Source organism: Actinomadura alba, assembly GCF_014323705.1.
GTDB classification, from domain to species: domain Bacteria; phylum Actinomycetota; class Actinomycetes; order Streptosporangiales; family Streptosporangiaceae; genus Actinomadura_C; species Actinomadura_C alba.
Map to the genome: position 1 here is coordinate 359,387 of NZ_JABVEC010000003.1, position 22,887 is coordinate 382,273.

Sequence of the window (22,887 nt, forward strand, 5' to 3'; positions counted from 1 at the left end):
TTGTCGTGCCGGGTCCCGGCAAGGAGCGGTAGAAGGCCGTTTCGCGGTCGGCCTTTTCGCCGGAAATCAGACCGGGAGCTCATCCGGTACCTCCTCGCGGCTTGTCCTCATCGACGATCTCCGCGTCCACGACCTCCTCCTCGTCGGCCCCCTGCTGCGCGCCGGCCGCTCCCGCATCCGCGCCCGCGCCGCTGCTCTGTGCCTGCGCGTACATCGCCTGGCCCACCTTCTGGGCGGCCACGGCCGCCTTCTCGGTGGCTTGGCGGATGGCCGTGACGTCCTCGCCCTTGAGCTTCTCCTTGAGGTCGGCGAGCGCGGCCTCCACCTCGGACTGCACATCGCCCGGCACCTTGCCGGGGTTGTCGCGAAGCACCTTCTCGGTCGTGTAGACGAGTGTCTCGGCGTTGTTGCGGGTCTCGGCGGCCTCGCGCCTGCGGCGGTCCTCCTCGGCGTACCGCTCCGCATCGCGCACCATCTGGTCGATGTCCTCCTTCGGTAGCGCCGAGCCACCGGTGATGGCGATCGACTGCTCACGGCCGGTGCCGAGATCCTTGGCCGAGACGTGCATGATGCCGTTGGCGTCGATATCGAAGGTGACGTCGATCTTGGGAACGCCACGCGGGGCGGGCGGCAGGCCTGTCAGCTCGAACATGCCGAGCTTCTTGTTGTACGCCGCGATCTCGCGCTCGCCTTGGTAGACCTGGATGGACACCGACGGCTGGTTGTCGTCGGCCGTGGTGAAGGTCTCCGAGCGCTTGGTGGGGATCGTGGTGTTGCGCTCGATGAGCCGGGTCATGATGCCGCCCTTGGTCTCGATGCCCAGCGACAGCGGGGTGACGTCGAGCAGCAGGACGTCCTTGACCTCGCCCTTGAGCACGCCGGCCTGCAACGCGGCGCCGACCGCGACCACCTCGTCCGGGTTGACACCCTTGTGCGGCTCCTTGCCGCCGGTGAGCTTGCGGACCAGGCCGATCACGGCGGGCATCCGGGTGGCGCCGCCGACCAGGATGACGTGGTCGATGTCGGAGACCTTGATCCCGGCGTCCTTCACGGCCTGCTGGAACGGGCCCTTGCAGCGGTCCAGCAGGTCATGGGTGAGCCGCTCGAACTCCGCGCGGGACAGCTTGTCTTCCAAGTGCAGCGGGCCCTCGGCGGACGCGGTGATGTAGGGAAGATTGATCGTGGTCTCCGTGGCGGCCGACAGCTCGATCTTGGCCCGCTCGGCCGCCTCGCGAAGCCGCTGCACCGCCATCTTGTCCTTCGACAGGTCCACCCCGTAGCCGTTCTTGAACTGCTTGACCAGGTGGTCGACGACCCGCTGGTCCCAGTCGTCCCCGCCCAGTTGGGTGTCCCCGGCGGTGGCCTTCACCTCGACCACGCCCTCGCCGATGTCCAGCAGCGACACGTCGAACGTTCCGCCGCCCAGGTCGAAGACCAGGATGCTCTGGTCGTTCTCCTTGTCCAGGCCGTAGGCCAGCGCCGCGGCCGTCGGCTCGTTGATGATCCGCAGAACCTTGAGGCCGGCGATCTCCCCTGCCTCCTTGGTCGCGGTGCGCTGCGCGTCGTCGAAGTAGGCGGGCACCGTGATGACGGCGTCGGTGACGTCCTCCCCGAGGTACGCCTCGGCGTCACGCTTCAGCTTCTGGATCACCCGCGCGGAGATCTCTTGCGCGGTGTACTGCTTACCGTCCACGCTCCCGGAGTCCGGGAACCGCCAGGTCGCCTCACCCATGTGGCGCTTCACCGACCGCGCGGTCCGCTCCACGTTGGTCACCGCCTGGCGCTTGGCCACCTCGCCGACCAGCACCTCACGGCTCTTCGCGAACGCCACCACCGACGGAGTCGTCCGCGATCCCTCCGTGTTGGTGATGACGGTCGGCTCGCCGCCTTCGAGGACGCAGACCACCGAGTTCGTCGTACCTAAATCGATACCGACCGCTCGTGCCATCTCAGAGCCCCCCTTCGGTCCTCACTCCTGTCCGCATCAGGGCGGGGTGCCTTCAACGGGACCCCTCACCGCCACCCGGTCGTCCACCTGAACCACACCCGTCCCCGGCCGTCGAGGCCGAACCGTTCCCCCGCTGTCGGCCGCTCTGGGTGGGAATCCGGATGCAACGTACGTACCAGCCTGCGGTAGGCCGAGGTGATCTTCCTGGCGGACGCCGACAGCTCCACCCCGAGGATCTTGTTGTAATCCCGCCAGGGCCGTTCCGCGTCACGCCGTACCGACACCACGCTCACCTCCTCGGGTCCTTCATCGGTCGTGACCTGCAGGTATGACCAAAACCTCCGATAAGACCTGTATAAAATCCGCATGAGCGCCCGTCAAGGTGCTCGGGTTTGCGTTGTAAGTGCAGTGAAGTGCGTTTCAAGAGAAACCCATGGAACCAGTGAGCGTGAGCGACTCCTGACGCCGACGGCCGGCGAATCCACGTCTGCGGCTACATGATGCCGCCGGCCGTGCTTGCACCCGTGTTCGGCGTCCGTTCGGCCACCTGGCCTGGCGCCGTCGCCGTCGCAGCCGGCCTGCCGGCCATGGCCGGGCTGGGCATCGTCGCGACCGCCTCGGTCGCCCTAGGTGAGCGCAACCTGTCGCCGTTCCCGAAGCCCAAGGAGGAGGCGGCTTTGGTCGAGCATGGCATCTTCTCGATCGTCCGCCACCCCATCTACGGCGGTGTGAGCCTGTCGTCGATGCGCAGTGCCTGGCCATCTCGGGAATGAAGCGAGCGCCGAGCAGTTCTTCGTAGCGGCTTCTTTCGTCGTCGGTTATAGAGACTCCCAGATCCGCACCAAGGAATCCTTTTCATCGCTCACGGTCAACCGGGAAGACGGCGCCTGAGCTACCGTCCTGACTATGCAATTGAAGTGTCAGGAAGCATCCGTTTGACCATCAAGACAAAGGGTGCGGGTGAGCCTATGGGGCCATATATTGAAAAACGGTCGACTATTACCCACGGCCCAGCCTGATTTCGATCAGCCACGGCCAAGGCCGTCCAGAAAGGAAGCCTAATGTCCGATAACTCAACTAGCGAAACGTCGCGCCGTTCATTTCTGAAAGTAGGCGGCACTGCAATGGGGTTGGCAGCATTGGGAGGTACGGCCAATATGGGCGTGGCGAGTGCGTCAGGCGCGACGCGGCCCACCGCCGGCGCCGGAGGTCCGAGCCCGACGCCGTTCGGTCGGCCGACCGATTCGATTCCTAATCCGGGGGCCCGGATCACGGCCGTACGCGGATCCCGCGCGAGCGATTGGCTGCCCCAGACTCGATCAGAGGTCGTCGCGCGGCACGGCGCCATCGCGACCAGCCAACCCATTGCCGCGCAGGCGGGCCTGCGAATTCTGCAGAATGGTGGGAACGCCGTCGATGCGGCGGTGGCGACCGCGGCGGTTCTCGGATTGGTCGAGCCTGAGAGCGCGGGACTGGGCGGCGACATGTTCGCCATCTATTATTCGGCAAAGGACCGGAAGCTGTTCGGGCTGAACGCCAGTGGCTGGTCCCCCAAAGCCTGGAACCTCGACTATTTTCACGCCCGCGGTTTCAATGAGAAGACCGGGATGCCAGAGCGCGGTGTTAACAGCATCACCGTGCCCGGCGGCATGGATGGCATGCACCGGTTGCTCGAACGGTTCGGCACTCTCGACTTCGACGTCCTCCTGGAACCCGCCGCGACGCTCGCCGAACAGGGCTTCGGAATCCCCGAGCAGGTCCACGCCGACTGGGAGGAGAGTGTGGACGTGCTGAAGACCGATGCCGACTCGGTTCGGGTGTTCCTCGTCGACGGCAAGGCCCCGCCGCTGTACAGCATCTTCCGCAATCCGGACCTCGCACATGCCTACCGGGTCCTGCAGAAGAAGGGCCGTGACGCCTTCTACACCGGCGAGATCGCGGACGCCATTGTGGCCAAGATCAAGAAGCTGAACGGCGCGATGACGTTGGCGGACCTCGCGGAGTTCCGCGCCGAATGGGTCGACCCCATCAGCATCAACTACCACGGTTATGACGTGTACGAGATGCCGCCGAACACCCAGGGCTTCGGCGCCTTGGAGATGCTCAACATCCTTCAGCAGACCGGCCCTGTCCTCGGCCTGGATCTCGCCAAACTCGGGCCGCGCTCACCGGAGTTCTGGCACCTGTTGGTCGAAGCCAAGAAGCTCGCCTTCGACGACCTCTACACCTACAACGGCGACCCGAGATTCACGTCGGTCCCGCTCGGCCGACTCCTTTCGACGGCGCATGCGATAGCTCTGTGCAAGAAGATAAACCCACGCCGGGCCACGCCACCACGCGTCAAGGCGCCGAACACCGCGGCAACCGTGTATCTCGCGGTGGCCGACCGGTGGGGCAACATGGTCTCGTTCATCTACAGCCTCTTTGAATTTTTCGGATCGGGGATAACCGTTCCCGGCTACGGATTCCCCCTTCAGAACCGTGGGTCACAGTTCTCACTGGACCCGACGTCGCCGAATGTCGTCGCTCCTCATAAGCGCCCCTTCCAAACACTCATCCCCGCTTTCGTAATGCAGAATGGCCACCCCGTCATGGCGTTCGGGAACGTGGGTGGCAGCGAACAGGCCCAGGCGCAGGCCACCGAGATCATCAACATGGTCGATCTGGGAATGAACCCGCAAGCCGCCGCCGACGCGGCACGGTTCAACCATGATCAGAACACCGATATCCTCCAGCTCGAACCCGAATTGTTCAAACTGGTAGGAAGGCAGCTTTCCGCAATGGGGCATCACGTCCGGGAGTCGACCGGCGACCCCATGGGCGGATTCCAGGCGGTCTTGTTCGACCGAAAGATTCACGGCGGCCGGAGCGAACAGGCCCAGACGCAGACCCAAACCCAGACACAAACCCAGACACAGACCCAAAGCCAGGCGCAGGCGACCGAGCGGGCGGCGTCCGAAGGTACCTCGCTGGCCCCTGTCAACGGCGTCTACCGGGTCGCCTCCGACCATAGGAAAGACGGCAGCGCCGTCGGCTGGTGAGCGCACCCTTTCGGGCCGAGGAACCTGCGGGTACGCGGACGTGCCCGGGTGCAGACCTGGAAGCTTTCCACTGACCCGCAGTGCATCGACAAGGCTCGCGACATCGTCGGCCTGTATCTGGACCCACCCGAGGCCGGCGATGTGTTCTGCCAGGAGTTCGGCTATTACCTTGCCGGAGACGACCATCGCCCTGCTCCGCCGCCTCCGCAGGGTTCGCCGCCGGTCGCCGGGCGGAACGCGCACCCGCGCTCCCGCCGTACGCGAGGTCGCGCCGGCGTTCTGCGCCATCGCCAGCGTGACCGCGAAGACCGACAGCGGCCTGACCCTGGCCAAGCCGCCGAGGCCAACGCCCCTCCATCGGCGGACCGGATGGAGGGGCGGAGTCGAGTCGATCTACTTGCTGACCCGGGGGTCGGCGAAGAGCGGGCGGGCGAGCTTCACGGTGATGAACTCGTTGTCGTCCGCCTTGCCCGGAGTGCGGCCGGATGAGAACGGGAAGTTGTTGTCGTTCAGCACGGCGAGCGTCCGGTCATTGAGGATGACGACACTCTCGATGGTCTGGAAGGGGAAGCGGAAGGTCTCGCCGAAGCCACCGAGCTTCTTGGGGTTGGCCAGTTCGAGTAGGTCGGCCACGAGGGTCTTGTCCAGCTTGCCGTCGCCATCCCGGTCGCGCAGGTCCGCGAGGTAGATGCGCTTGAACGCTGCGGTGTCGCCCTGGCCGTTGTCACGTTCGATCACAAGGAACCGGTGCGCGTCCACAGCGATGGCATCGCCGATCGCGTTGGCGGGGGACTCCAGCTGATAGACCCACCTGCGTCCCGTGTAGCCGCCCTTCCGCAGGTCGAACTCCGACATCCGGAGAGCGCCCGGCGCGTCACCCGCCACCGTGCCTTCCAGCAGCGGATACAGCGTGCGGCCGTCGACCGACCTGGCCATGCCCTCGAAGCCCTTGCTGCTGCCCAGGTTGGGCTGTTCTCCGTTGAGGTACGGGTTCTGCGGTGACTTCACTCCGGGCATGGGAATCGGGGCGCTCAGCAACTTGCCCGTGGCGGAGAAGCGCAGCAGGAACGGGCCGAACTCGTCACCGATCCAATAGGTGCCGTCGGACAGGCGGACGATCGACTCAGGGTCGAAGTCCGCACCGGTCAGCACCCGGTCGGCACGGGTGAGCGGGAACGGCACGTGGCCGTCGGGGTCGGACAGGTTGAAGCCGCCGATCACCTGGACGGTTCCCTTGTTGAGGTCCGGCTTGATCCGCTGTACGCGGAGCTGGAAGTCCGCGCTGTTGGCCTTGTTGCCGTACCCGTTGTCAGACAGCACCTCATAGATGCCCGCACCCCGTCGTACGACCCCGCTGAAGCCCTGGACCGGCTGGTCGGCGAAAGGCGGGGTTATGCCGTTGATCGGAGTGGTGCCGATCAGAGACCCGGAGGGTTCACTACCAGTGACGAAGGTCTGAGCCGGCAGCGCGGCAAAGCCCGTCAAGGTGGCCTGCCCGAAGCCGTCGTGGCGCGGTTCCGCTATGGCCGGGGTGGCCGTCGCGAGGGCCAGCGCTGCGGCGCCGAGCATGATCGAAAGCGATTTCATGGAGCGCACGCTAGCAGCGTAGGTAAACCTCAAACTAACAGCAGAAGTCCACAAACATCAGCTTCGTTGACAAATCTAGATGCACTAGGAGTAACACTGACATATGCCCATAAAAGGGCCTTGTTGATCTCGACCCTCCGGAGCCAGCAGCACCACCCTCGAAACCGCCGGTCTCGCGTGGGCTCCGGACGGCAGCCGGATCTTCGCCGTCACCAAGGACTTCGGCAGGTCTACGTCCCTGGCGCTGCAGGTCCTGGTCAAAGGCGAGGTCCGGCACTACATCGAGTTCGAAGGCGACGTGCGGCACCCGGCGTACGGCGCGGGAACTGCTCAACCTCCGCCGGCGAGACATCGAACTGGCGGCAAGCAGATCCCTATCAAGGGCTCGACCGCGTTCGTGGCGGGGCGAGCTCATCAATGAGCTGCGGACCAGCCGTGTTCACATATTGCGACTACTCAGAACCTCTACGTGAATCACCTGAATGTGTGGCAATTAACCCCAAGTCGTATCGGCGGGCGTAGTACTGTCACCTTTTATGCGCACCATAGACAAACCAGGGAAAAATTTCGCCCTGCCGCTCGGAGGTAGGAGGTTCCGCAAGCTCGGCGCCACCGCGCTTGCCTCCGGTGTCCTTGCAGTTGCGGCCCCGACGGCATCTGCGGCCGGGGCGGCAACGGTGCCTTCAGTTACGACACCGACACCTTCGGTTACGGCGCCTTCGGTTACGGCAGCGACACCTACGGTTAGCGCCAGGGGGGCTTTTCTCTACGACAACACGGCCAAGAAGTCGCTGTGGAGCAAGGCGGCTGATACCAAGCGCCCGATGGCGAGCACGACAAAGGTGATGACGGCCACTGTCGTACTCGGCATCACCGGCAACGGCACTAAGCTCAACAGACTGGTGACGATCAAGCAGGACTACCGAAACTACGTGGCCTCCAAGGGTGCCAGCACCGCGGACCTGAGGGCGGGCGACAAAGTCACTGTCAGGCAGTTGTTGTACGCGATGATGCTGCCTTCGGGGTCCGATGCGGCCATGGCGCTGTCCGATACCTACGGCACGGGAAGTACCGTCTCGGCGCGCACCAAGTCGTTCATCGCCAAGATGAACACCAAGGCAGCGAGCCTTGGCATGACCAACACCAAATACACTACCTTCGACGGGATATCCAGCTACACGTACACCACGCCACGCGACACGATCAAACTGACAAAAATAGCACTTACCCACTCGGCATTTCGTACTCTCGCCAAGACGCAGAAGACTGTGCAGCGGGCCACCAACGGCCGCACATATACCTGGTACAACACCAACAAGCTCCTCGGCTCCTACGCTGGCGCGAATGGCATCAAAACGGGAACCACAACTGCCGCCGGCCCATGCCTGATCTTCTCCGCGTACCGTAACGGCCGCACAGTGATCGGCGTCGTGCTCTACAGTTCCAGCACTACCGCTCGCTTCACCGACGCCGCGAGAATGCTCGACTACGCGTTCAATACCAACACCGCCACGAGCATGAAGCTCCGTACGCTGCCTTCCGGCGCTTCGAGAGACTAACGACCCGCGCATGAGCTGGGCATTGGACAGCTGAATTCGATGTCGAAGGAACCCGGCCGGCTTCACCGGCCGGGTTGCCCAGCATGGTGCACCGATCCTAAACGGCCACCGTCTCGGGTCACGAGGGTGGTGCAGGGCGCGTGGTCCTCAAGGGCCACGTGCCCTCAGTCGACTCGATCGTTCGCAGTTCGCCACGCCAGGATCCGGACGTGCTCCCCGAAGTCGGCGCCGTGGGCGGCGTGAACCCGGCCATTTTGGCGATCTCGTAGATGGGCGGCCCCTCTCTGAGCCGACTGCTGCGCCGCTGGCTGTATCCGGCGCGGCGCTCCCACCGCTGGCACGCCCTACCTCATAGCAACGTGCCTGCGACCGCGTACTCGTCGTACACCGTGAGGCCGGTGAACTCCACACCCCGGTGACCTTTCCAGCTCAGTGATCACGCTCCGGAGAACGACGGTCATCGGCGCTATCGCGCGCCATCCGTCATGAGCCAGCACAATCCTCGCCAGAATTCTGTGTCGCGAATGGGCAGGGGCCGACAGATTGGGAACTCCGGGGCGATTGGAGCTTTCCGCTTGGAAGGAGGGCGAATATCGTCCGCGCATGCGTACGACACGACGTCTTGCCCTGGCAACCGCGATCGCGCTCCCATTCATAGGAGCGGTGCCCGCCGCCGCGGACTCGGGTGTCACCGCGACGGGAACCGTCTTCTATCCCAGCCCCGTCCAGCAACTCGGCGATCAGACCCTCACCGATGCCAAGGACGCCGACTACGCCGCTCTGGCGCCCGCCTACCGCGAGGTCACTCTCACCGATCTCGACGGCTCGGGCTCGCTCTCCGGACGGTACGTCACCGTCAAGAGCCAGACCGGTGCGCCCGCCCAGGTGGTGAACGGCGCACTGCCCGCCTTCCACCGGGACTCCGACCAGTTCGAGCAGGTGATGGGCTATTACTGGGTGACGACCGCGCAGCGCTACCTCCAGCACCTGGGCTTCGGGTCCGCGCTTCGGCCGGTCAACCAGCGCCGGATTGAGCTGCGGATCAACCAGTACGGCGGTGACAACTCCTTCTTCAGGGAGAACAAGGCCAACATCACCCTCGGCAAAGGCGGAGTGGACGATGCCGAGGACGCCGAAGTGATCATTCACGAGTACGGCCACTCGGTGCAGGACGGCCAGGTCGCTGGTTTCGGCACCAATCTTGAGTCCGGCGCGATCGGCGAGGCGTTCAGCGACTACCTGGCGGTGGCCGTCACCAGCTGGAAGACCGGTCGGCCCGCCAAGACCCCGGAAGCGTGCGTCGCCGACTGGGACTCGGTGTCCTACACCTCCGGCCCCATCCACTGCCTGCGTCGCCTCGACGGCTCCAAGCACTACCCAGAGGACGTCGTCGGCGAGGTCCACCGCGACGGCGAGATCTGGTCGCGCGCCCTGTGGGACATCCGCCAGGCGCTTGGTGACACCAAGGCAAGCACCCTGATCATCGAAGCGCAGTTCGCCTTCGCGCCCGACACCTCGTTCAGGGCCGCTGCACAGGCCACGGTGGCGGCGGCACAGAGGCTGTACGGCGCGCAAGCCGCCCAGGCCGCCCAGGCCGCCTTCGCCGCCCGCGGAATTCTCTGACCTCCAGCGACACGTGCGACTGAGCACGCAGGACATGGTCTGGGCCACGGACGGATTGTTTCGCGGTGCCCCGGCCATGCCAGCCCTGACAGGGCGAGGATCCGTCCGTACCCGGAGCAGATGTCTTTATCGACTCTGGGCGCGCTGTACGAGGCGGCCCGCCAGGGGGTCGCGCAGCTGCAGAGTGGAACCGTCGACGAAGTCGACGCCGATCACCTGGACCGGGGGGATGTTTCGGCCCGCGAAGGGCGCGCTGAGGCCGCGCACGTGCCCTGCGGGGAGCTCGCAGAACGTCGTGAACCGCAGCGCTCCGGGGGCCGGGGCGTGGAGGAGCGTGGTGCAACACGCAGAGCGCGAGAGCGTTCGCCACTTCATCCGGACCGCCCTGGCTGTGCCAGCGCACATGCGCGGCCTGGATGGCCACCGGATGGTGGCCGAGCCGCCCGTCTTCCACATGAGTCGTGATCTTGCAGTTGTTCGCTCCCTGAGACCGCGAACAGCTGCAAGATCATGTGAAGGTCACCGGATGTTGGCCTCCGCGAGCCCTACCGGTCCGTTCGACTGGGGAGAGAAGGCACGAGCTACCCGCTCGAGTTTCCCCCCACTCGTGGAGGTTCTCCATGGATCGTCGTACGTTCATGCGCGCCAGCGCCCTCGCGGCAGGGACGACGGCCTTCTCCGGCAGTCTCTGGCAGTCCGCGCTCGCCGCCCCCGCGCAGAACGCCACCGGCCCCTACGGCGCTCTGCAGGCGGCCGACGCCAACGGAATTCAGCTGCCTGCCGGGTTCACCAGCCGGGTCATCGCCCGGTCCGGTCAGGTGGTCCCCGGCACGTCGTACACCTGGCACAGCGCACCCGACGGCGGCGCCTGCTTCGCCGACGGCACCGGCTGGATCTACGTGTCCAACGCCGAGATGAGCGCCGGCTCCGGCGGCGGCGTGTCGATGATCAAGTTCAACTCGAGTGGATCCGTGACGGGGGCGTCGCGGATCCTGTCCGGCACCAACCGCAACTGCGCCGGCGGCAAGACGCCGTGGAACACCTGGCTGTCCTGCGAGGAGGTGGACAGCGGCCGGGTCTGGGAGACCTATCCGTTGGGAGGTACGGCGGTGGTGCGCCCGGCCATGGGCGTGTTCAACCACGAGGCCGCCGCGGCCGATCCGGTCCGTAAGGTGATCTACCTCACCGAGGACAAGACCGACGGCTGCTTCTACCGCTTCGTGCCCACCACCTGGGGCGACCTGTCATCGGGCACCCTGCAGGTCCTCAAGGCCGGCACGGCCACGTCGGGCTCGTTCACCTGGGCGACCGTACCGGACCCCGATGGCTCGCCCACCGTGACGCGCAACCAGGTCTCCGGCGTGAAGCGGTTCAACGGAGGTGAGGGCTGTCACTACGCCAGCGACACCGTCTGGTTCACCACCAAGGGCGACAACCGTGTCTGGCAGATCAACCTGGCGAACAACACCTACGAGCTCGCCTACGACGACAACCTGGTCAACCCGGGTCCAGCGCCGCTGACCGGCGTGGACAACATCACCGGCTCGACCTTCGGTGATCTCTATGTGGCCGAGGACGGCGGCAACATGGAGATCTGCATGATCACCCCCGACGACAAGATCTCGGTGTTCCTGCGCATCAACGGTCAGAGCGCATCGGAGATCGCCGGGCCTGCCTTCAACCCCGCCGGTAACCGCCTGTACTTCTCCTCTCAGCGGGGCACCACCGGATCGTCCTCCGGTGGCATCACCTATGAGTTGACGGGCCCCTTCCGCGTCTGATCTCCCATCAACGCCGTGATCATGCAATAGTTCGCCGAACAATTGCATGATCACGGCGGTCAGCGGGAGGCGAAGCGCAGATCGACGCCCTGACCGACCACGAGGTCGACGTTCTACTGGACATCTACGAGGTGCTTCGGCTGACCCCAGCCAACGGCCGCAGGCTCAACCCAACCGGCAATATGTACGTCTGGGACTACAAAGGCGAGTCGCAGCGGCTGCGTGAGCCGATCCGCGTACTGTCGCCGACGACCAGGCGCTGCTCCGCGGCAGTTTCCGCGTACTGACGACAGCACCCACGATCTGACGGTGGTCGGCGCTCCCGCCCGCAGCCGGCGTTGCCGAACCGAGACCGTCACGACGTAACCGGGTGGTCCGGCCCGCGCGTCTCCATTTGCAGCACATTCCCTAATTACGAGCTTGCAGGAGAGTCCGTGAGAATTTGTGCTGCTTTGATGGCGTTCGCCTGTGGCGCCGGGCTGGTGGCGTTCGCGGCGCCGGCCGAGGCCGCGTCGGTGATCCAGATCTACCGGGTCTACTACAACTCCCCGGGCAGCGACACCGGCTCCAACACCAGCCTCAATGGCGAGTGGGTGCAGCTCAAGAACACCAGCCGGACTTCCCGGAGCCTCAAGAGCTGGAAGCTCAAGGACAAGACCGGCTACACCTACACCTTCGGGACCTTCACGCTGGGGGCGGGCAAGTACGTGACCGTCCGGACCGGCAAGGGCACCAACACCACGACCAACCGTTACTGGGGCCGCTCCTGGTACGTCTGGAACAACACCGGCGACACCGCCTACCTGCGGAACTCTGCCGGAACGCTGATGGACTCCTGCTCGTGGGGCCGCACCGGCTCCTCGAAGTACTGCTGATCGGTACGACCGTGGAGCAGCTGGCATGAACGACGCTCTGGAATACCGTCGGCGGGACACCGACCGCTTCTATGCCCTGCTCGATGAGTTGGCCGAACGGGTCGGCGGGCCACGCCTGCTCAGGGACTGCACTGAGGCCGGCGGTTGGCCACAGTACGGCGTGGAATTCTTTCTGAAGGACGGCCAGGTCCGGACCGGAAGGGACGGGCTCCGCGTCGGCAGCGCGCTGCTGCAGGTCGGTGACTGGCCCACCGAGGTAGCACAGTCTTGGGGGCAACAAAAAGTCAACCCGGTCCAGCGAAAAGCCGAACGCCCGCTTGAACGCGCGGTGAGCGATCACATCACCGTCATGCCGTTGCTCTGGCTGAGCGTACCCAACCGCGAATGGCGAAAGTCCATACGAGCCAACTCACGCCGAGCACGCCGCGAACGCGCTCGGCACATCGGACAGGTCCCGCAGGAAACTCTCGGCGGCCAGCGAGGCCCCCGGTCCCGAACTCGGGGACGGCCGTCCGCACGTCGTCTCGGCGTCGGCGGCGGTGTCCAGCACTGCATGATTGCCGGATGCTTTCCGATACATCACGGTTGAAGAACCTGATTGCACGAAAACGCGGCGTTCGGTGAAGATGATCCGACGACATTTGGAGGTCCTTGTGCGGAATGCCCGGCGCTTCGCCGCCACACTGACGGCCATGGCCACCGGCGCGATATGCGTCGGCGTGGTTGCGGCCTCCCCCGTATCGGCCGCGACGCCGGCTCGAGCCAACGACTTCGACGGTGATGGTTACCGTGACATCGCAGTCGGAGATCCAGACGCATCGGTCGGAGCGATAACTCAGGCCGGACAGGTCAAGGTCATCTATGGATCCAAGTCAGGGCTGAATGCGAAGCGGACACAGACCATTACGCAGAACAGCCCCGGCATACCTGGCGCAGCCGAAAAGCAGGACTCATTCGGTTCCGGGCTCGTCTCCGCGGATTTCAACCGCGATGGTTACGCCGACCTGGCCGTGGTCGCCAATAATGAATTCGTCACCGGAGCCGGCCGTGGGCTCGTGACGGTCGTTTTCGGGAGCCGTACCGGGTTGTCGAGCAAGGCGATCTCCTTTGGCACGGCCAAGGGGGAATGGCTCGAAGACTCGTCGGCCGTCGGGGATGTGACCGGAGACGGCTACCCCGACCTCGCCGTCTCCGCCGGCCGCCGTCCGTATCTCCTGCCCGGCAGCGCCACCCTCGCCTCCAGGATTTCGGCGCTCCGCAGGCTTCCCTCACCTTCGGGAAACGTTGACAACGACCAGGTGCAGGGCGTCCTCATCGGCGACGTTGACGGCGATGGCCGACTCGACCTCACCACGCCGTACGAAAGCGCATTCACCGGCTGGAAGACCGCCCTCGCCTACTATCCGGGCAGCGCGACCGGGCTCAAGGACCCCGTGCGCGGCAACGCCGCAGACGATTATGACGACCTGCACCGTCCAATGGCCATGGGCGACATCAACGGCGACCGCTACGCCGACGTCGTGATCGGCAACAGCGGTACCCGCGACGAACCGGTTCGGACCGGCGGTGAGATCACCATCTGGTATGGGGGGTCGGCGCCGTTCGGCGTACGGCAGAAGGTCAGCCAGGATTCGGGGAGTGTCCCCGGTGGTGGTGAGAAGGACGACTTCTTCGGCGAATCGGTGGCCGTGGGTGACGTCAACGGCGACGGAAGGGCCGATGTGGCCGTCGGCGCGCCGGGCGAGGACTTCGGCAGCATCACCAACGGCGGAGCCCTGTTCGTGATTTATGGCGGAGAACGCGGACTCGGTTCGAACCACGACCAGATGCTGACCCAGTCCACCGCCGGAGTGCCGGGTACCGCCGAAAAGGGAGACTTCCTCGGCAACGACGTGACACTGATGGATCTGAACAACGACGGCAAGCGGGACCTCATCGCCGTCGCGCTGGGCGACAACGGGGTCAACGTGCTGCGCGGCAGTGCCTCCGGCATCACGACCACCGGCGCTCAGGGCATCGGCTCCATCAGCCGATCTGGAATCGATCCCACCCTCCCCAGCTGACCTGGGACCAGCGAACGCTCGGCCGGTGGGCGGGATCCTTGGCGGCCCAGACGAGACCGATCCTTCCAGCCGTGATCTTGCAGTTGTTCGCGCCATGACTGCGCTCGAATCGCGAACAACTGCAAGCTGTCCGGGCCGCTGCGCGCTCCCTCGACGACCTCGACCGCCGTCACCGTGCCCGTACGCATCACACGTGTCGCCGGTCCATGGCCAAGGACCGGAGGTACCACGACCTCGCCGAGCGAGAAGGGCTGACTCAACAGGGCGGAGGCAGCGGTCGTCAGGCCCGGGAGGGGCGGGGTCGACCTTCAACCGCGGTGCAGATGCCGTACACCCGGCCGTAGCTCGTCCAGCCGTTGACCCTGCCCCGGTTGTTGCTGATCTGCACTCGGCCGCGTGCCTTGTCGACGGCGGACACCAGATGCAGGTAGACGGTGCCGGCCACCTTGGCCAGGACGATGTCACCGACTTCTACCTTCGATGGATCCACCGGAGCGACCGTGACGAGGTCACGGCTCCGGATCAGCGGGACCATCGAAGAGCCGGTGGGGCGGAACTCCACCGTGACCCCGCTCGCCACCCGGGCGGCGATCGCATCCATTTTTCCCATTGAGGGCAGAATGCCGGATTCCATAGAGCCCGGTCCAATGCATTTACGGAGTGGAAACGCCCCCGGCCTGCCGAGGTAAAGGGCATCTTCCTGAATTCGAGCCAAGCGCGGTCCGCCTCGCCGGCCCCACCGCATCGCTAGCGTTGACACATGCGACGGATCGCGATCATCGGATGCGGCGGCTCGGGCAAGACCACTATCGGCAGGCAGCTCGCCGACCAGATCGGTGTGCCGATCACCCACCTGGACGCCGTCTATTACGACGACCGGTGGAACAGGATGGACCCCGACAAGTTCGCCGCTCTTCAGGAGGAGCTGGTCGCCGCCGACACCTGGGTGATCGACGGGAACTACGCCTCCACCCTGCCGATCCGGCTCAAGCGCGCCGACACCGTCGTCTTCCTGGACCTGCCCGCCATGACCTGCCTGTGGGGCATCGCCCAACGCGGCTGGAAGTACCGCGGCGGCCAGCACGACAGCAGCGGCGTTTACGACCGCATCACGTGGGGCTTCATCAAGTACGTATGGGGCTACCGCCGCGACATGGCCCCGCGCGTCCGCTCGCTGATCGCCGAATACGCCCAGCACGCCGACGTACGGATCGTCACATCCCGCCGAGCGGCCAGGAAGATGCTCACCGAACTCAAGGCCGCCGTGCACTGATCAAGCAATAGGACTAAGGCAGCGCCTGGCCACGAACCCAGCATTTATGTACGGTCCGTCATCGAGTACGCCCTCAGGCATGGTTGGGATCCAGCGATCGTGGGCGGGACCTTCGTCCTCAGCGAGTCTGAACACGCCTCTGCATTCGAGTTGACCGACTTCATCCTCACCGACCGGCTTCGGGATCCCAGTGCGCCGGATCCGACCGCCCGGGTCGTCTACGCCTTCAAGAGTGCCGCCCAAGTACAGCAGGGTGGTCCCAGCCCTGCCGAACCCAGCGCGAGACCAGGAGGTCAGTGACCGCCCCCGCCGATCCACCGCCGGAACCGGCGAATGACAGGAACAGCTGCTACGACGCCGGCGAGCACTCCCGTAACGAGCAACCAGGGGCGCCATCGAGGGCGAATGCTCCACCTCGACAGAGAGTCGTTCGGCGACGGTGATTCGGGTGCCTGCCGGTACTCCTCGTCCAAGATCTGGTGGAAGCGGCGTGCGCGTCTTGTCTCCGATGTGGCCAGGCGTACCTCTCGGGCGCTTTCCCAGAAGGCGCGCCCGACCCTGCCGTGGAACATCTCGCTCGATATGGCGCGTAGCCGCGTCTCCCCGAGCGCCTTGGTCTCGAATGACATCTGCCATTCGGAGATGATCATGTTCACGTACATCGTCTGACGGCGGACCGTCGCGTCCTCGCCCGCAGGGACCGGCCCCCAGCACTCATCGAGGTCAGCGTCGTCCATCGCCATCCTCAGCAGATCACTGATGGCGGTTCGTCGTGCCTCTTCACGGGCGAGCTTGGTCTCGCGGGCTTGGAACACGAGCGTGGCCACAACCCCGATGAGAGCCAGGACGGACAGGATCGCGGACGCCGCTCCGTACGTCTGGCCGATGAGGCTGCGGCGCTCCCAGCGAATGGTCGCACCGCCGAACCCGTCCAGGGCAAGAGGTGAGATGCCGATCAGGCCGACAATCGTGATCGCGAGGAGGATCCCCATGAGCGGGACCACGGTTCGAGAGGCTCGCCCGCCGACTCGCAGTGAGCGTGGGCGACTGATCCGCATTCGATGAGTTTGTCAGAGAGCCGGCGGCGGTAGCGGTGCGATCTCTCTATCGAAGTACTGCAGCAGAGGCTCGCCCGTGCCGTAGAGCCAGCTGATCTCCTCACAGGTCTGGCCGATCACGCCGACGTCGTCGATGCGTCGTGCTCCGATGGGCTTCCATTGCGCGTCGTAGCGGACCTCGTAGAGGACTCGATCGCCGATGACAACGACCTCTGGAAGCTGCTCGTCGCATTCGAGGTCGCTGACCTGGGAGACGTCGAGCGTACGCAGATCGAACCCCTCCTCGGCCAGCATTCGGAGCGAATGCACCTCCCATTGGAGATAGGGGCTTATGGGCGACTCAACGATGCGTAGGCGTCGGATCTCCAGGCCGCTCTGAGCGTTGCGCTCAGCGTCGGCCCGGATGGCTTCGCGCTCGCCGTCGAGGATCGCGAGGGCGCGCTGCCAATCACCCGCGATGAACGCCTCCCAGCTCGAGTCCCCTGGCTCACGGAACGTCTGGGCACGCTCCAGCTTCCAGAGAACGCCGGACAGGCCGACGCTGTGCTTCGCGAAGTCTTCGTGGTAGGCGGCCCGGTCCAGTACATCGCCGGGGACCTCCCGGATGCGCTCAAGCATCCGGGATATCGGGCTTGGCTGCCCTGAGCATGTTCCCAGGGATGATGACGAGCCGTTCATCCGTACCCACCCGCACATCGGTAGGGAGACGATGCGCGCAGGAGACCTGCGCTCGCAGTCAGACGGTGCCATCGAACTGGCGGGTAGGCAAGCGGTTGGCAGTGGTATCCCACATCTCCGGACGACCGGGCCACTCGGCTCCTCTCGCAGCCCGGCGTAGCCGAACCGAGGCCGTCACGACGTAACCGGGTGGTCCGGTCCTGGAAGCTCAAGGACAGCGTGGAGACGGTGTTATGCCACTTCGGCCCTGAGCTGGGCTGATGGTGCTCTTCTCTTCTCTGCCATCTGACGTTCGAACGTGATCGGCGCGAGTCCGTCGTTGGCGGTGTGCCGGCGGGTGGTGTTGTAGAAGTCGGCGATCCAGGTCGAGATCTTGATGCGGGCCTCGACCCTTGTCTTGAAGCTCTGCCGGTGGGCGAACTCGACCTTCAACGTGCTGTTGAACGCCTCAACGGCGGCGTTATCGAGCGCGCACCCGACCCGGCCCATCGACTGGGTGACGCCCAAGGCGCGACAGGCCGCCGCGGTCTTGGCCGCGGTGTACTCGCTGCCGCTGTCGGGGAAGCCCACTGTCATCCCTCGGCACGTCCGGCGCCGGCGCCGCCTTGAACACCCGGAATGCGGGGTAGGTCAGGGTAAGGGAGAGGCGGCCGGAGCTCGGCTTAAGGGCATTTGGGTGTCCGCGCTCAGGGGGAGTACACCGTGCGGGTGATTGTCGATCTCACGCGTTGTCAGGGGTATGGCCAGTGTGCGTTTCTGGCGCCTGAGGTGTTCGCGATGCGCGGTGAAGAGGCGCTGGTGTACGACCCAGACGCGGACGATGCGCAGCGTGAGCACGTCCTGCGGGCGGCGGCGGCCTGCCCGGTCCAGGCGATCCACGTGGAGTGGATGGCCATCCAGCACAAGGGGATGAGAACCGCTGCGGCTCGGCCGCCGCGCGGTGACGACGACGGGTTCCGCAAGACGGGGCACATCGTGATCGTCGGCGCTTCGCTGGCCGGGGGGCGGGCAGCGGGCGTACTCCGCCGGGAGGGTTTCACCGGGGCGCTGACCGTAATCGGGGATGAGCTGTACGAGCCCTACGACCGACCGCCGCTGTCCAAGCAGGTCCTGGCCGGCCGGGTGCCCGCAGATCACACGCTACTGCCACACCTGAGCGAGATCGAGGCGGAGTGGCTGTCGGGTGCACCTGCCACCGGCCTTGACCTGGTCGCCAAGCGGGTGACGCTCGCCGACGGCCGGGAGGTGCCCTTCGACAGGCTGCTGATCGCCACGGGCGCCCGCGCCCGGCCCTGGCCGAACGAGGCCGAGGCAGCGCTGGACGGAGTCCTCGCACTTCGCACGATGGATGAGGCGATCGGGCTGCGGGAGTGCCTGGCCGCCGGGCCGCGCCGGGTGCTGGTCATCGGCGCGGGGTTCACCGGGTCGGAGGTCGCGTCGGTATGCCGGGAACTCGACGTTCCGGTGACCGTGGTCGAGCGTGGCCCGGCGCCTTTGGTCGGTGCGCTGGGCGGTGTGATCGGTGCGGTCGCGGCCGACCTGCAGCGGGCGCATGGCGTGGATCTGCGGTGCGGGGTGACGGTTGAGGCGTTGGAGGGCGATGCTGACGGGCGGTTCCGTTCAGCGCAGTTGTCCGATGGCACCACGGTGGAGGCCGACGTGGCGATCGTCGCGCTCGGGGCGATCCGCAACGTCGAATGGCTGGAGGATTCGGGGCTGGCAGCCGGGGTCTGGGGCGTGGCCTGCGACGCGGGCTGCCGCGCCTTCGACATCAACGGGCTGGTCACCGATGACGTCTTCGTCGCCGGGGACGTGGCGCGGTTCCCGCATCCGATCTACAGCTACCAGTTCATGGCATTGGAGCACTGGGGCAACGCAGTCGCCCAAGCCGAGATCGCCGCGCACAACATGCTCAGCGATCAGATGCATCGCTGGCCGCACCTGTCCCTGCCGATCTTCTGGTCCAACCAGTTCGGCACCAACATCAAGTCCGTCGGCGTGCCGACCTTCGCCGATGAGGTGGCCATCGCGCACGGCTCCGTCGCCGAGCGCCGGTTCGTCGCCGTCTACGGCAACCAGGGCCGCGTCACGGCCGCGGTCACCTTTGACCAGGCCATGTGGCTGGAGCACTACCAGCACCTGATCGAGCGGGCCGCGCCCTTCCCACCCGCCTCCCACACCGCCGACCGACGAGGGCCAATGATCCCGGTCCCGGCCGAGGTGCCGGAGCGTATCGAAGCGACGCAGGTGACCGTGGTGGTCACCGGGCACGACCCGGCCGAACGCCGCGCCTCGCTGGTCCGGGGCAATCGATGAACGAGTCTTGAGGAGGCGCCGCCATGGCACCACCCAGCGTCTTCCAGCGGATCCTGGACTACTCCAACCGCGCCGACCCTTACCCCCTGTATGCGGAGCTGCGCAAGACACCGGTGCGGCGGGAGGAAGACGGCACCTACGTCGTCAGCGGCTATGAGGAGATCGTCTCGCTCCTACACGATCCATGCGTCAGCGTCGGTCGCCCGCAGCCGGGCGAACCCCAGGACGCCGCGAAGGAACCACCGTCCTTCATCCGGCTCGATCCGCCCGAGCACGACCGGCTCCGCCGCGTGGCGATGCGCCATTTCGGTCCGCCGCATTCGCCGCACCGGGTGGACAGCCTGAGGCCGGAACTGCTCGAGATCATCATGGACCTGATCGACAGCATGGCGGGCCGGACACGGATCGACATCGTCGACGACATCGCCTACCCGTTCCCGGTGACGGTGATCTGCAGAATCCTCGGAGTGCCGCGCGAGGACGAGGCGGGGTTCCACGATTGGGCTGACGCTGTCATCGAGTCGCTCGACCCCAGAGAGGAGGGCCGGCAGGAGCGCCTGCGGCGACGGGAGAACGCAAGGGTAGAGCTGCACCGATACCTCGGCAGGATCGCCGCCGAACGCCGGAAGAACCCGGGTGACGACCTCATCTCCGGCCTCGTCGCCGATGAGGGCCCGGACGGCGCGATGTCCCCGACCGAGGTAGCGGCCAACGGCACGTTGCTGCTGATCGCCGGCCATGAGACCACGGTCAACCTCATCACTAACGGCATGCTCACCCTGCTCCGCCACCCAGAGCTGCTCGACCGGCTCCATCACGAGCCTGACCTGGCCATCGGCCTGGTCGAGGAACTGCTGCGCTACGAGCCCCCGGTGCACCTGCGGTCCACACGGATCGCGCTGGAGGACATCAAGATCGGCGGCATCACGATCCCCAAGGGCGCTCCGATCGTCCTGGCGCTCGCGGCGGGAAGCCGCGACCCGGAGCACGTACCCGACCCCGACCGCTTCGACCCGGACCGCCGGCCCAACCAGCATCTCGGCTTCGGAGGCGGCATCCACTACTGCTTCGGCGCCCCACTCGCCCGCCTGGAAGCACAGATCGCCCTGACCGAGCTGGCCAGACGCCTGCAGAACCCCCGCCTCGTCACCGACCCGCCCCCATACCGGCCCAGCCCCGAGCTACGCGGACCCCGCCACCTCCTCCTCGACATCGACGGCGTCACCCAGCCTGCGCGGTGAACGGAAGACGCGCCCAACACGAGGGTCATGAAGGCGGCCAGGCGGCACGCGCTCGACCGGCACGCTGTACCGGCGGTGATGGGCTGAGCGTTCAGGCGATCGGCGATGGCGAGGACGCCCCACGGTACGAGGCGATCATCAGCTGGGCGATGCGTGGCGCGCCGTTCCGCAGCCGCCGGGCGTCCGCGTCACCGGCACGACCAGGGCCGGTCCGCAGGTAGACGACCTCAATGATCAGGTTGGAGCTGCGCGCCACGAGGGTGGTGTGGGCGCCCTTGCCGTCAGCGCCGTCGTGATCGTAGGCGAACGCCTCCTCACCGACATCGAGGACCTTGTAGACGTTGTCGTAGACCCCGTAGGTGTGCCGGGCGGTATCGCGCATCAGCTCGGCGAAATGTCCACGGGCCGCCGCGATCGCGTCCTGGGGTGACGGGGCCTGGACGGAACGGGGGCTGACCCGTACCAGGTAGGCGCGGGCCGAACCGGTCTGTTGCCGCCATTCGCACCCGGGGCTCTCCCAGAAGTACGGGCCGAACGCCCCGAGGAACTCGCCGGCGTAACTCCGGGGCGAGGCGCCGGGGACGAACGGTTCCATCTGCTCGCGGCCGACCAGCTCACAGCTCTCCGCGATCGCACCGAAGGGTGTGGGGCCGGCCGCCGACGGCTTCGCCGAGGATCGCGCGTCGCCCTGCGAACGCTGATCCCGAGACAGATGGATCAGGAACAGCACCGCCACGACGACGGTCGCAAGCACGGCCGCCGTCACCCGCACTCGCCGGCTGCGGGCTCGGCGCGTCCGCGCCGGGCCTCGCTCCGGCCGGGCCGGATCGGTGGCCGGGGGCGTCGTGACCTCGTCGCCGTCCGCGATCCGCCGTAGGACGCGTTGCGCCGACTCGGGGTCCGGACGCGCGGCAGGTTCCTTGGCGAGCAGCGCGAGCAGTACGGGAGCCAGCGGACCGGCACGCCGGGGCGGGGCGGGCTCCTCCGTGAGCACCGCACCGAGGACGGCCATGACCGAGGCGCGATCGAACGGCCGACGTCCTTCCACCAGCACGTAGAGCGTCACCCCGAGGGACCACAGGTCGGACGCGGCACCGCCCGGCTTGCCGCGCACGCGTTCGGGGGGCATGTAGGCGGGCGTTCCCATCAGCGCGCCGGGCCGGGTGAGCGGTGCGTCGCCGGCGAGCGTCGCGATGCCGAAGTCGGTCAGCACGGTCCGTCCGTCGTCGCGCAGGAAGATGTTCGCCGGCTTGACGTCGCGATGCAGGACGCCACGCGCGTACGCGTGCCGCAACGCGTCCAGGACCTCGTCCCCGATCGCGGCGGCCCTGCGGGGTTCGAACGGGCCGTCCCGCTCGACGACCCGGTCCAGCGAACGGCCGGACAGCAACTCCATCACGATCCATGGTCGTCCGTCGTACTCGACGACATCATGGACGGTGACGATGCCGGGATGGTCCAGGTTCGCGGCGGCACGCGCTTCGCGCATGGCCCGCCGTACGGCCAGCTCGCGTCTTCCCGGGCTCGGGTCGCGCGGCGGTGTCAGCTCCTTGACCGCCACATCACGGCGCAACTCCGTGTCGTACGCGCGCCAGACCGTACCCATGGCGCCGCTGCCGAGCTCCGCGTCCAGCCGATACCGTCCGGCGAGGACGTCACCACGCCCGGTCACCGGCGCCCCTGGAGCCGGGTGGTGAGCGTGTCCACCGCGAGTACGGCGGCGCGCCGCGCGGCCTCCGGAGCGATGAACCGGGCGCATCCCGTCGAGTCGGCCGAGGGACAGGTCTGCCGATTACCGCAGTAACGGACGCCGAGGATCGCGTTCGACACCCGGACCCGCAGAG

Annotated in this window: 20 protein-coding genes and 1 pseudogene; 11 read left to right on the forward strand and 10 right to left on the reverse strand. The window is 66.3% G+C overall.

The window, feature by feature from the left end; all coding sequences use genetic code 11:
- Window positions 1-79 precede the first annotated feature (79 nt).
- Window positions 80-1,948 (reverse strand): molecular chaperone DnaK, encoded by a 1,869-nt coding sequence (gene dnaK, locus HKK74_RS07175; protein ID WP_187242268.1) that lies wholly within the window; start codon window positions 1,946-1,948, stop codon window positions 80-82.
- A gap of 65 nt (window positions 1,949-2,013) precedes the next feature.
- Window positions 2,014-2,241, reverse strand: coding sequence for a J domain-containing protein (locus HKK74_RS07180; RefSeq protein ID WP_222721955.1), 228 nt, complete (start codon window positions 2,239-2,241; stop codon window positions 2,014-2,016).
- Between the two features lie 219 nt (window positions 2,242-2,460).
- Here HKK74_RS07180 and HKK74_RS07185 point away from each other — a divergent pair, with 219 nt between their 5' ends.
- On the forward strand, window positions 2,461-2,721 hold the full coding sequence (locus HKK74_RS07185; protein ID WP_187242270.1) for a hypothetical protein: 261 nt from the start codon (window positions 2,461-2,463) through the stop codon (window positions 2,719-2,721).
- 288 nt (window positions 2,722-3,009) lie between these two features.
- Complete coding sequence (gene ggt, locus HKK74_RS07190; RefSeq protein WP_187242271.1) at window positions 3,010-4,989, forward strand: gamma-glutamyltransferase; 1,980 nt, start codon at window positions 3,010-3,012, stop codon at window positions 4,987-4,989.
- A 393-nt stretch (window positions 4,990-5,382) separates the two neighbouring features.
- On the opposite strand, the gene HKK74_RS07195 is transcribed toward ggt, so the two are convergent.
- Window positions 5,383-6,576, reverse strand: a complete 1,194-nt coding sequence (locus tag HKK74_RS07195) for an esterase-like activity of phytase family protein (RefSeq protein WP_222721956.1) — start codon at window positions 6,574-6,576, stop codon at window positions 5,383-5,385.
- Window positions 6,577-7,112: 536 nt separating this feature from the next.
- Here HKK74_RS07195 and HKK74_RS07200 point away from each other — a divergent pair.
- Together HKK74_RS07200 and HKK74_RS07205 are read left to right on the forward strand one after the other, a co-directional pair.
- Window positions 7,113-8,135 (forward strand): D-alanyl-D-alanine carboxypeptidase family protein, encoded by a 1,023-nt coding sequence (locus HKK74_RS07200; protein ID WP_187242272.1) that lies wholly within the window; start codon window positions 7,113-7,115, stop codon window positions 8,133-8,135.
- Window positions 8,136-8,738: 603 nt separating this feature from the next.
- On the forward strand, window positions 8,739-9,758 hold the full coding sequence (locus tag HKK74_RS07205; RefSeq protein ID WP_187242273.1) for a M4 family metallopeptidase: 1,020 nt from the start codon (window positions 8,739-8,741) through the stop codon (window positions 9,756-9,758).
- 126 nt (window positions 9,759-9,884) lie between these two features.
- Here HKK74_RS07205 and HKK74_RS07210 read toward each other — a convergent pair whose 3' ends face one another.
- Entirely contained in the window at window positions 9,885-10,133 is a 249-nt protein-coding gene (locus HKK74_RS07210) for a hypothetical protein (RefSeq protein WP_187242274.1), read from the reverse strand.
- Window positions 10,093-10,206 (reverse strand): annotated as a pseudogene (locus tag HKK74_RS41800) (phosphorothioated DNA-binding restriction endonuclease); the annotation flags it as partial. The gene HKK74_RS07210 and the pseudogene HKK74_RS41800, both read right to left, overlap by 41 nt.
- A 172-nt stretch (window positions 10,207-10,378) precedes the next feature.
- Here HKK74_RS41800 and HKK74_RS07215 point away from each other — a divergent pair.
- From HKK74_RS07215 to HKK74_RS07230, 4 genes are all read left to right on the forward strand, one after another.
- The gene (locus HKK74_RS07215) at window positions 10,379-11,539 is read left to right on the forward strand and encodes an alkaline phosphatase PhoX (protein WP_187242275.1); all 1,161 of its coding nucleotides are present in this window, start codon (window positions 10,379-10,381) and stop codon (window positions 11,537-11,539) included.
- Between the two features lie 434 nt (window positions 11,540-11,973).
- The gene (locus HKK74_RS07220; protein ID WP_312881314.1) at window positions 11,974-12,414 is read left to right on the forward strand and encodes a lamin tail domain-containing protein; all 441 of its coding nucleotides are present in this window, start codon (window positions 11,974-11,976) and stop codon (window positions 12,412-12,414) included.
- 25 nt (window positions 12,415-12,439) lie between these two features.
- The gene (locus HKK74_RS07225) at window positions 12,440-13,003 is read left to right on the forward strand and encodes a GIY-YIG domain-containing protein (protein ID WP_187242276.1); all 564 of its coding nucleotides are present in this window, start codon (window positions 12,440-12,442) and stop codon (window positions 13,001-13,003) included.
- A 103-nt stretch (window positions 13,004-13,106) separates the two neighbouring features.
- Entirely contained in the window at window positions 13,107-14,477 is a 1,371-nt protein-coding gene (locus HKK74_RS07230) for an FG-GAP-like repeat-containing protein (protein ID WP_246491320.1), read from the forward strand.
- 280 nt (window positions 14,478-14,757) lie between these two features.
- On the opposite strand, the gene HKK74_RS07235 is transcribed toward HKK74_RS07230, so the two are convergent.
- A complete protein-coding gene (locus tag HKK74_RS07235; protein ID WP_187242278.1) occupies window positions 14,758-15,087 on the reverse strand; it encodes a S24 family peptidase in 330 nt (109 codons plus the stop codon).
- Window positions 15,088-15,237: 150 nt separating this feature from the next.
- On the opposite strand from HKK74_RS07235, the gene HKK74_RS07240 reads away from it, so the two are divergent.
- Window positions 15,238-15,750: a P-loop NTPase family protein gene (locus HKK74_RS07240; protein ID WP_187242279.1), complete on the forward strand. Its 513-nt coding sequence runs from the start codon at window positions 15,238-15,240 to the stop codon at window positions 15,748-15,750.
- Window positions 15,751-16,043: 293 nt separating this feature from the next.
- Here HKK74_RS07240 and HKK74_RS07245 read toward each other — a convergent pair whose 3' ends face one another.
- The 3 genes from HKK74_RS07245 to HKK74_RS07255 form a co-directional block, all read right to left on the reverse strand.
- Window positions 16,044-16,742, reverse strand: a complete 699-nt coding sequence (locus HKK74_RS07245) for a DUF6082 family protein (RefSeq protein ID WP_187242280.1) — start codon at window positions 16,740-16,742, stop codon at window positions 16,044-16,046.
- A gap of 78 nt (window positions 16,743-16,820) precedes the next feature.
- The gene (locus tag HKK74_RS07250; RefSeq protein WP_187242281.1) at window positions 16,821-17,426 is read right to left on the reverse strand and encodes a DUF6879 family protein; all 606 of its coding nucleotides are present in this window, start codon (window positions 17,424-17,426) and stop codon (window positions 16,821-16,823) included.
- A gap of 291 nt (window positions 17,427-17,717) precedes the next feature.
- Complete coding sequence (locus HKK74_RS07255) at window positions 17,718-18,062, reverse strand: integrase core domain-containing protein (protein WP_187242282.1); 345 nt, start codon at window positions 18,060-18,062, stop codon at window positions 17,718-17,720.
- 132 nt (window positions 18,063-18,194) lie between these two features.
- Between HKK74_RS07255 and HKK74_RS07260 the strand changes: the two genes are divergently transcribed.
- Together HKK74_RS07260 and HKK74_RS07265 are read left to right on the forward strand one after the other, a co-directional pair.
- The gene (locus HKK74_RS07260) at window positions 18,195-19,802 is read left to right on the forward strand and encodes an FAD-dependent oxidoreductase (RefSeq protein ID WP_312881317.1); all 1,608 of its coding nucleotides are present in this window, start codon (window positions 18,195-18,197) and stop codon (window positions 19,800-19,802) included.
- A 23-nt stretch (window positions 19,803-19,825) separates the two neighbouring features.
- Window positions 19,826-21,043, forward strand: coding sequence for a cytochrome P450 (locus tag HKK74_RS07265; protein ID WP_187242284.1), 1,218 nt, complete (start codon window positions 19,826-19,828; stop codon window positions 21,041-21,043).
- Between the two features lie 91 nt (window positions 21,044-21,134).
- Here the strand turns inward: HKK74_RS07265 and HKK74_RS07270 are convergent, their stop codons facing one another.
- A complete protein-coding gene (locus tag HKK74_RS07270) occupies window positions 21,135-22,715 on the reverse strand; it encodes a serine/threonine-protein kinase (RefSeq protein WP_187242285.1) in 1,581 nt (526 codons plus the stop codon).
- Between the last annotated feature and the right edge of the window lie 172 nt (window positions 22,716-22,887).

Excerpts from the sequence above, each read along its gene's own strand:
- HKK74_RS07195 (WP_222721956.1), bottom strand. The coding sequence starts at position 6,576 with ATGAAATCGCTTTCGATCATGCTCGGCGCCGCAGCGCTGGCCCTCGCG.
- HKK74_RS07245 (WP_187242280.1), bottom strand. The coding sequence starts at position 16,742 with ATGGGGATCCTCCTCGCGATCACGATTGTCGGCCTGATCGGCATCTCA.
- HKK74_RS07230 (WP_246491320.1), top strand. The coding sequence starts at position 13,107 with ATGGCCACCGGCGCGATATGCGTCGGCGTGGTTGCGGCCTCCCCCGTA.
- HKK74_RS07255 (WP_187242282.1), bottom strand. The coding sequence starts at position 18,062 with ATGACAGTGGGCTTCCCCGACAGCGGCAGCGAGTACACCGCGGCCAAG.
- dnaK (WP_187242268.1), bottom strand. The coding sequence starts at position 1,948 with ATGGCACGAGCGGTCGGTATCGATTTAGGTACGACGAACTCGGTGGTC.
- HKK74_RS07215 (WP_187242275.1), top strand. The coding sequence starts at position 10,379 with ATGGATCGTCGTACGTTCATGCGCGCCAGCGCCCTCGCGGCAGGGACG.
- ggt (WP_187242271.1), top strand. The coding sequence starts at position 3,010 with ATGTCCGATAACTCAACTAGCGAAACGTCGCGCCGTTCATTTCTGAAA.
- HKK74_RS07225 (WP_187242276.1), top strand. The coding sequence starts at position 12,440 with ATGAACGACGCTCTGGAATACCGTCGGCGGGACACCGACCGCTTCTAT.
- HKK74_RS07200 (WP_187242272.1), top strand. The coding sequence starts at position 7,113 with ATGCGCACCATAGACAAACCAGGGAAAAATTTCGCCCTGCCGCTCGGA.
- HKK74_RS07265 (WP_187242284.1), top strand. The coding sequence starts at position 19,826 with ATGGCACCACCCAGCGTCTTCCAGCGGATCCTGGACTACTCCAACCGC.
- HKK74_RS07235 (WP_187242278.1), bottom strand. The coding sequence starts at position 15,087 with ATGGGAAAAATGGATGCGATCGCCGCCCGGGTGGCGAGCGGGGTCACG.
- HKK74_RS07205 (WP_187242273.1), top strand. The coding sequence starts at position 8,739 with ATGCGTACGACACGACGTCTTGCCCTGGCAACCGCGATCGCGCTCCCA.
- HKK74_RS07240 (WP_187242279.1), top strand. The coding sequence starts at position 15,238 with ATGCGACGGATCGCGATCATCGGATGCGGCGGCTCGGGCAAGACCACT.
- HKK74_RS07210 (WP_187242274.1), bottom strand. The coding sequence starts at position 10,133 with ATGAAGTGGCGAACGCTCTCGCGCTCTGCGTGTTGCACCACGCTCCTC.
- HKK74_RS07250 (WP_187242281.1), bottom strand. The coding sequence starts at position 17,426 with ATGCTTGAGCGCATCCGGGAGGTCCCCGGCGATGTACTGGACCGGGCC.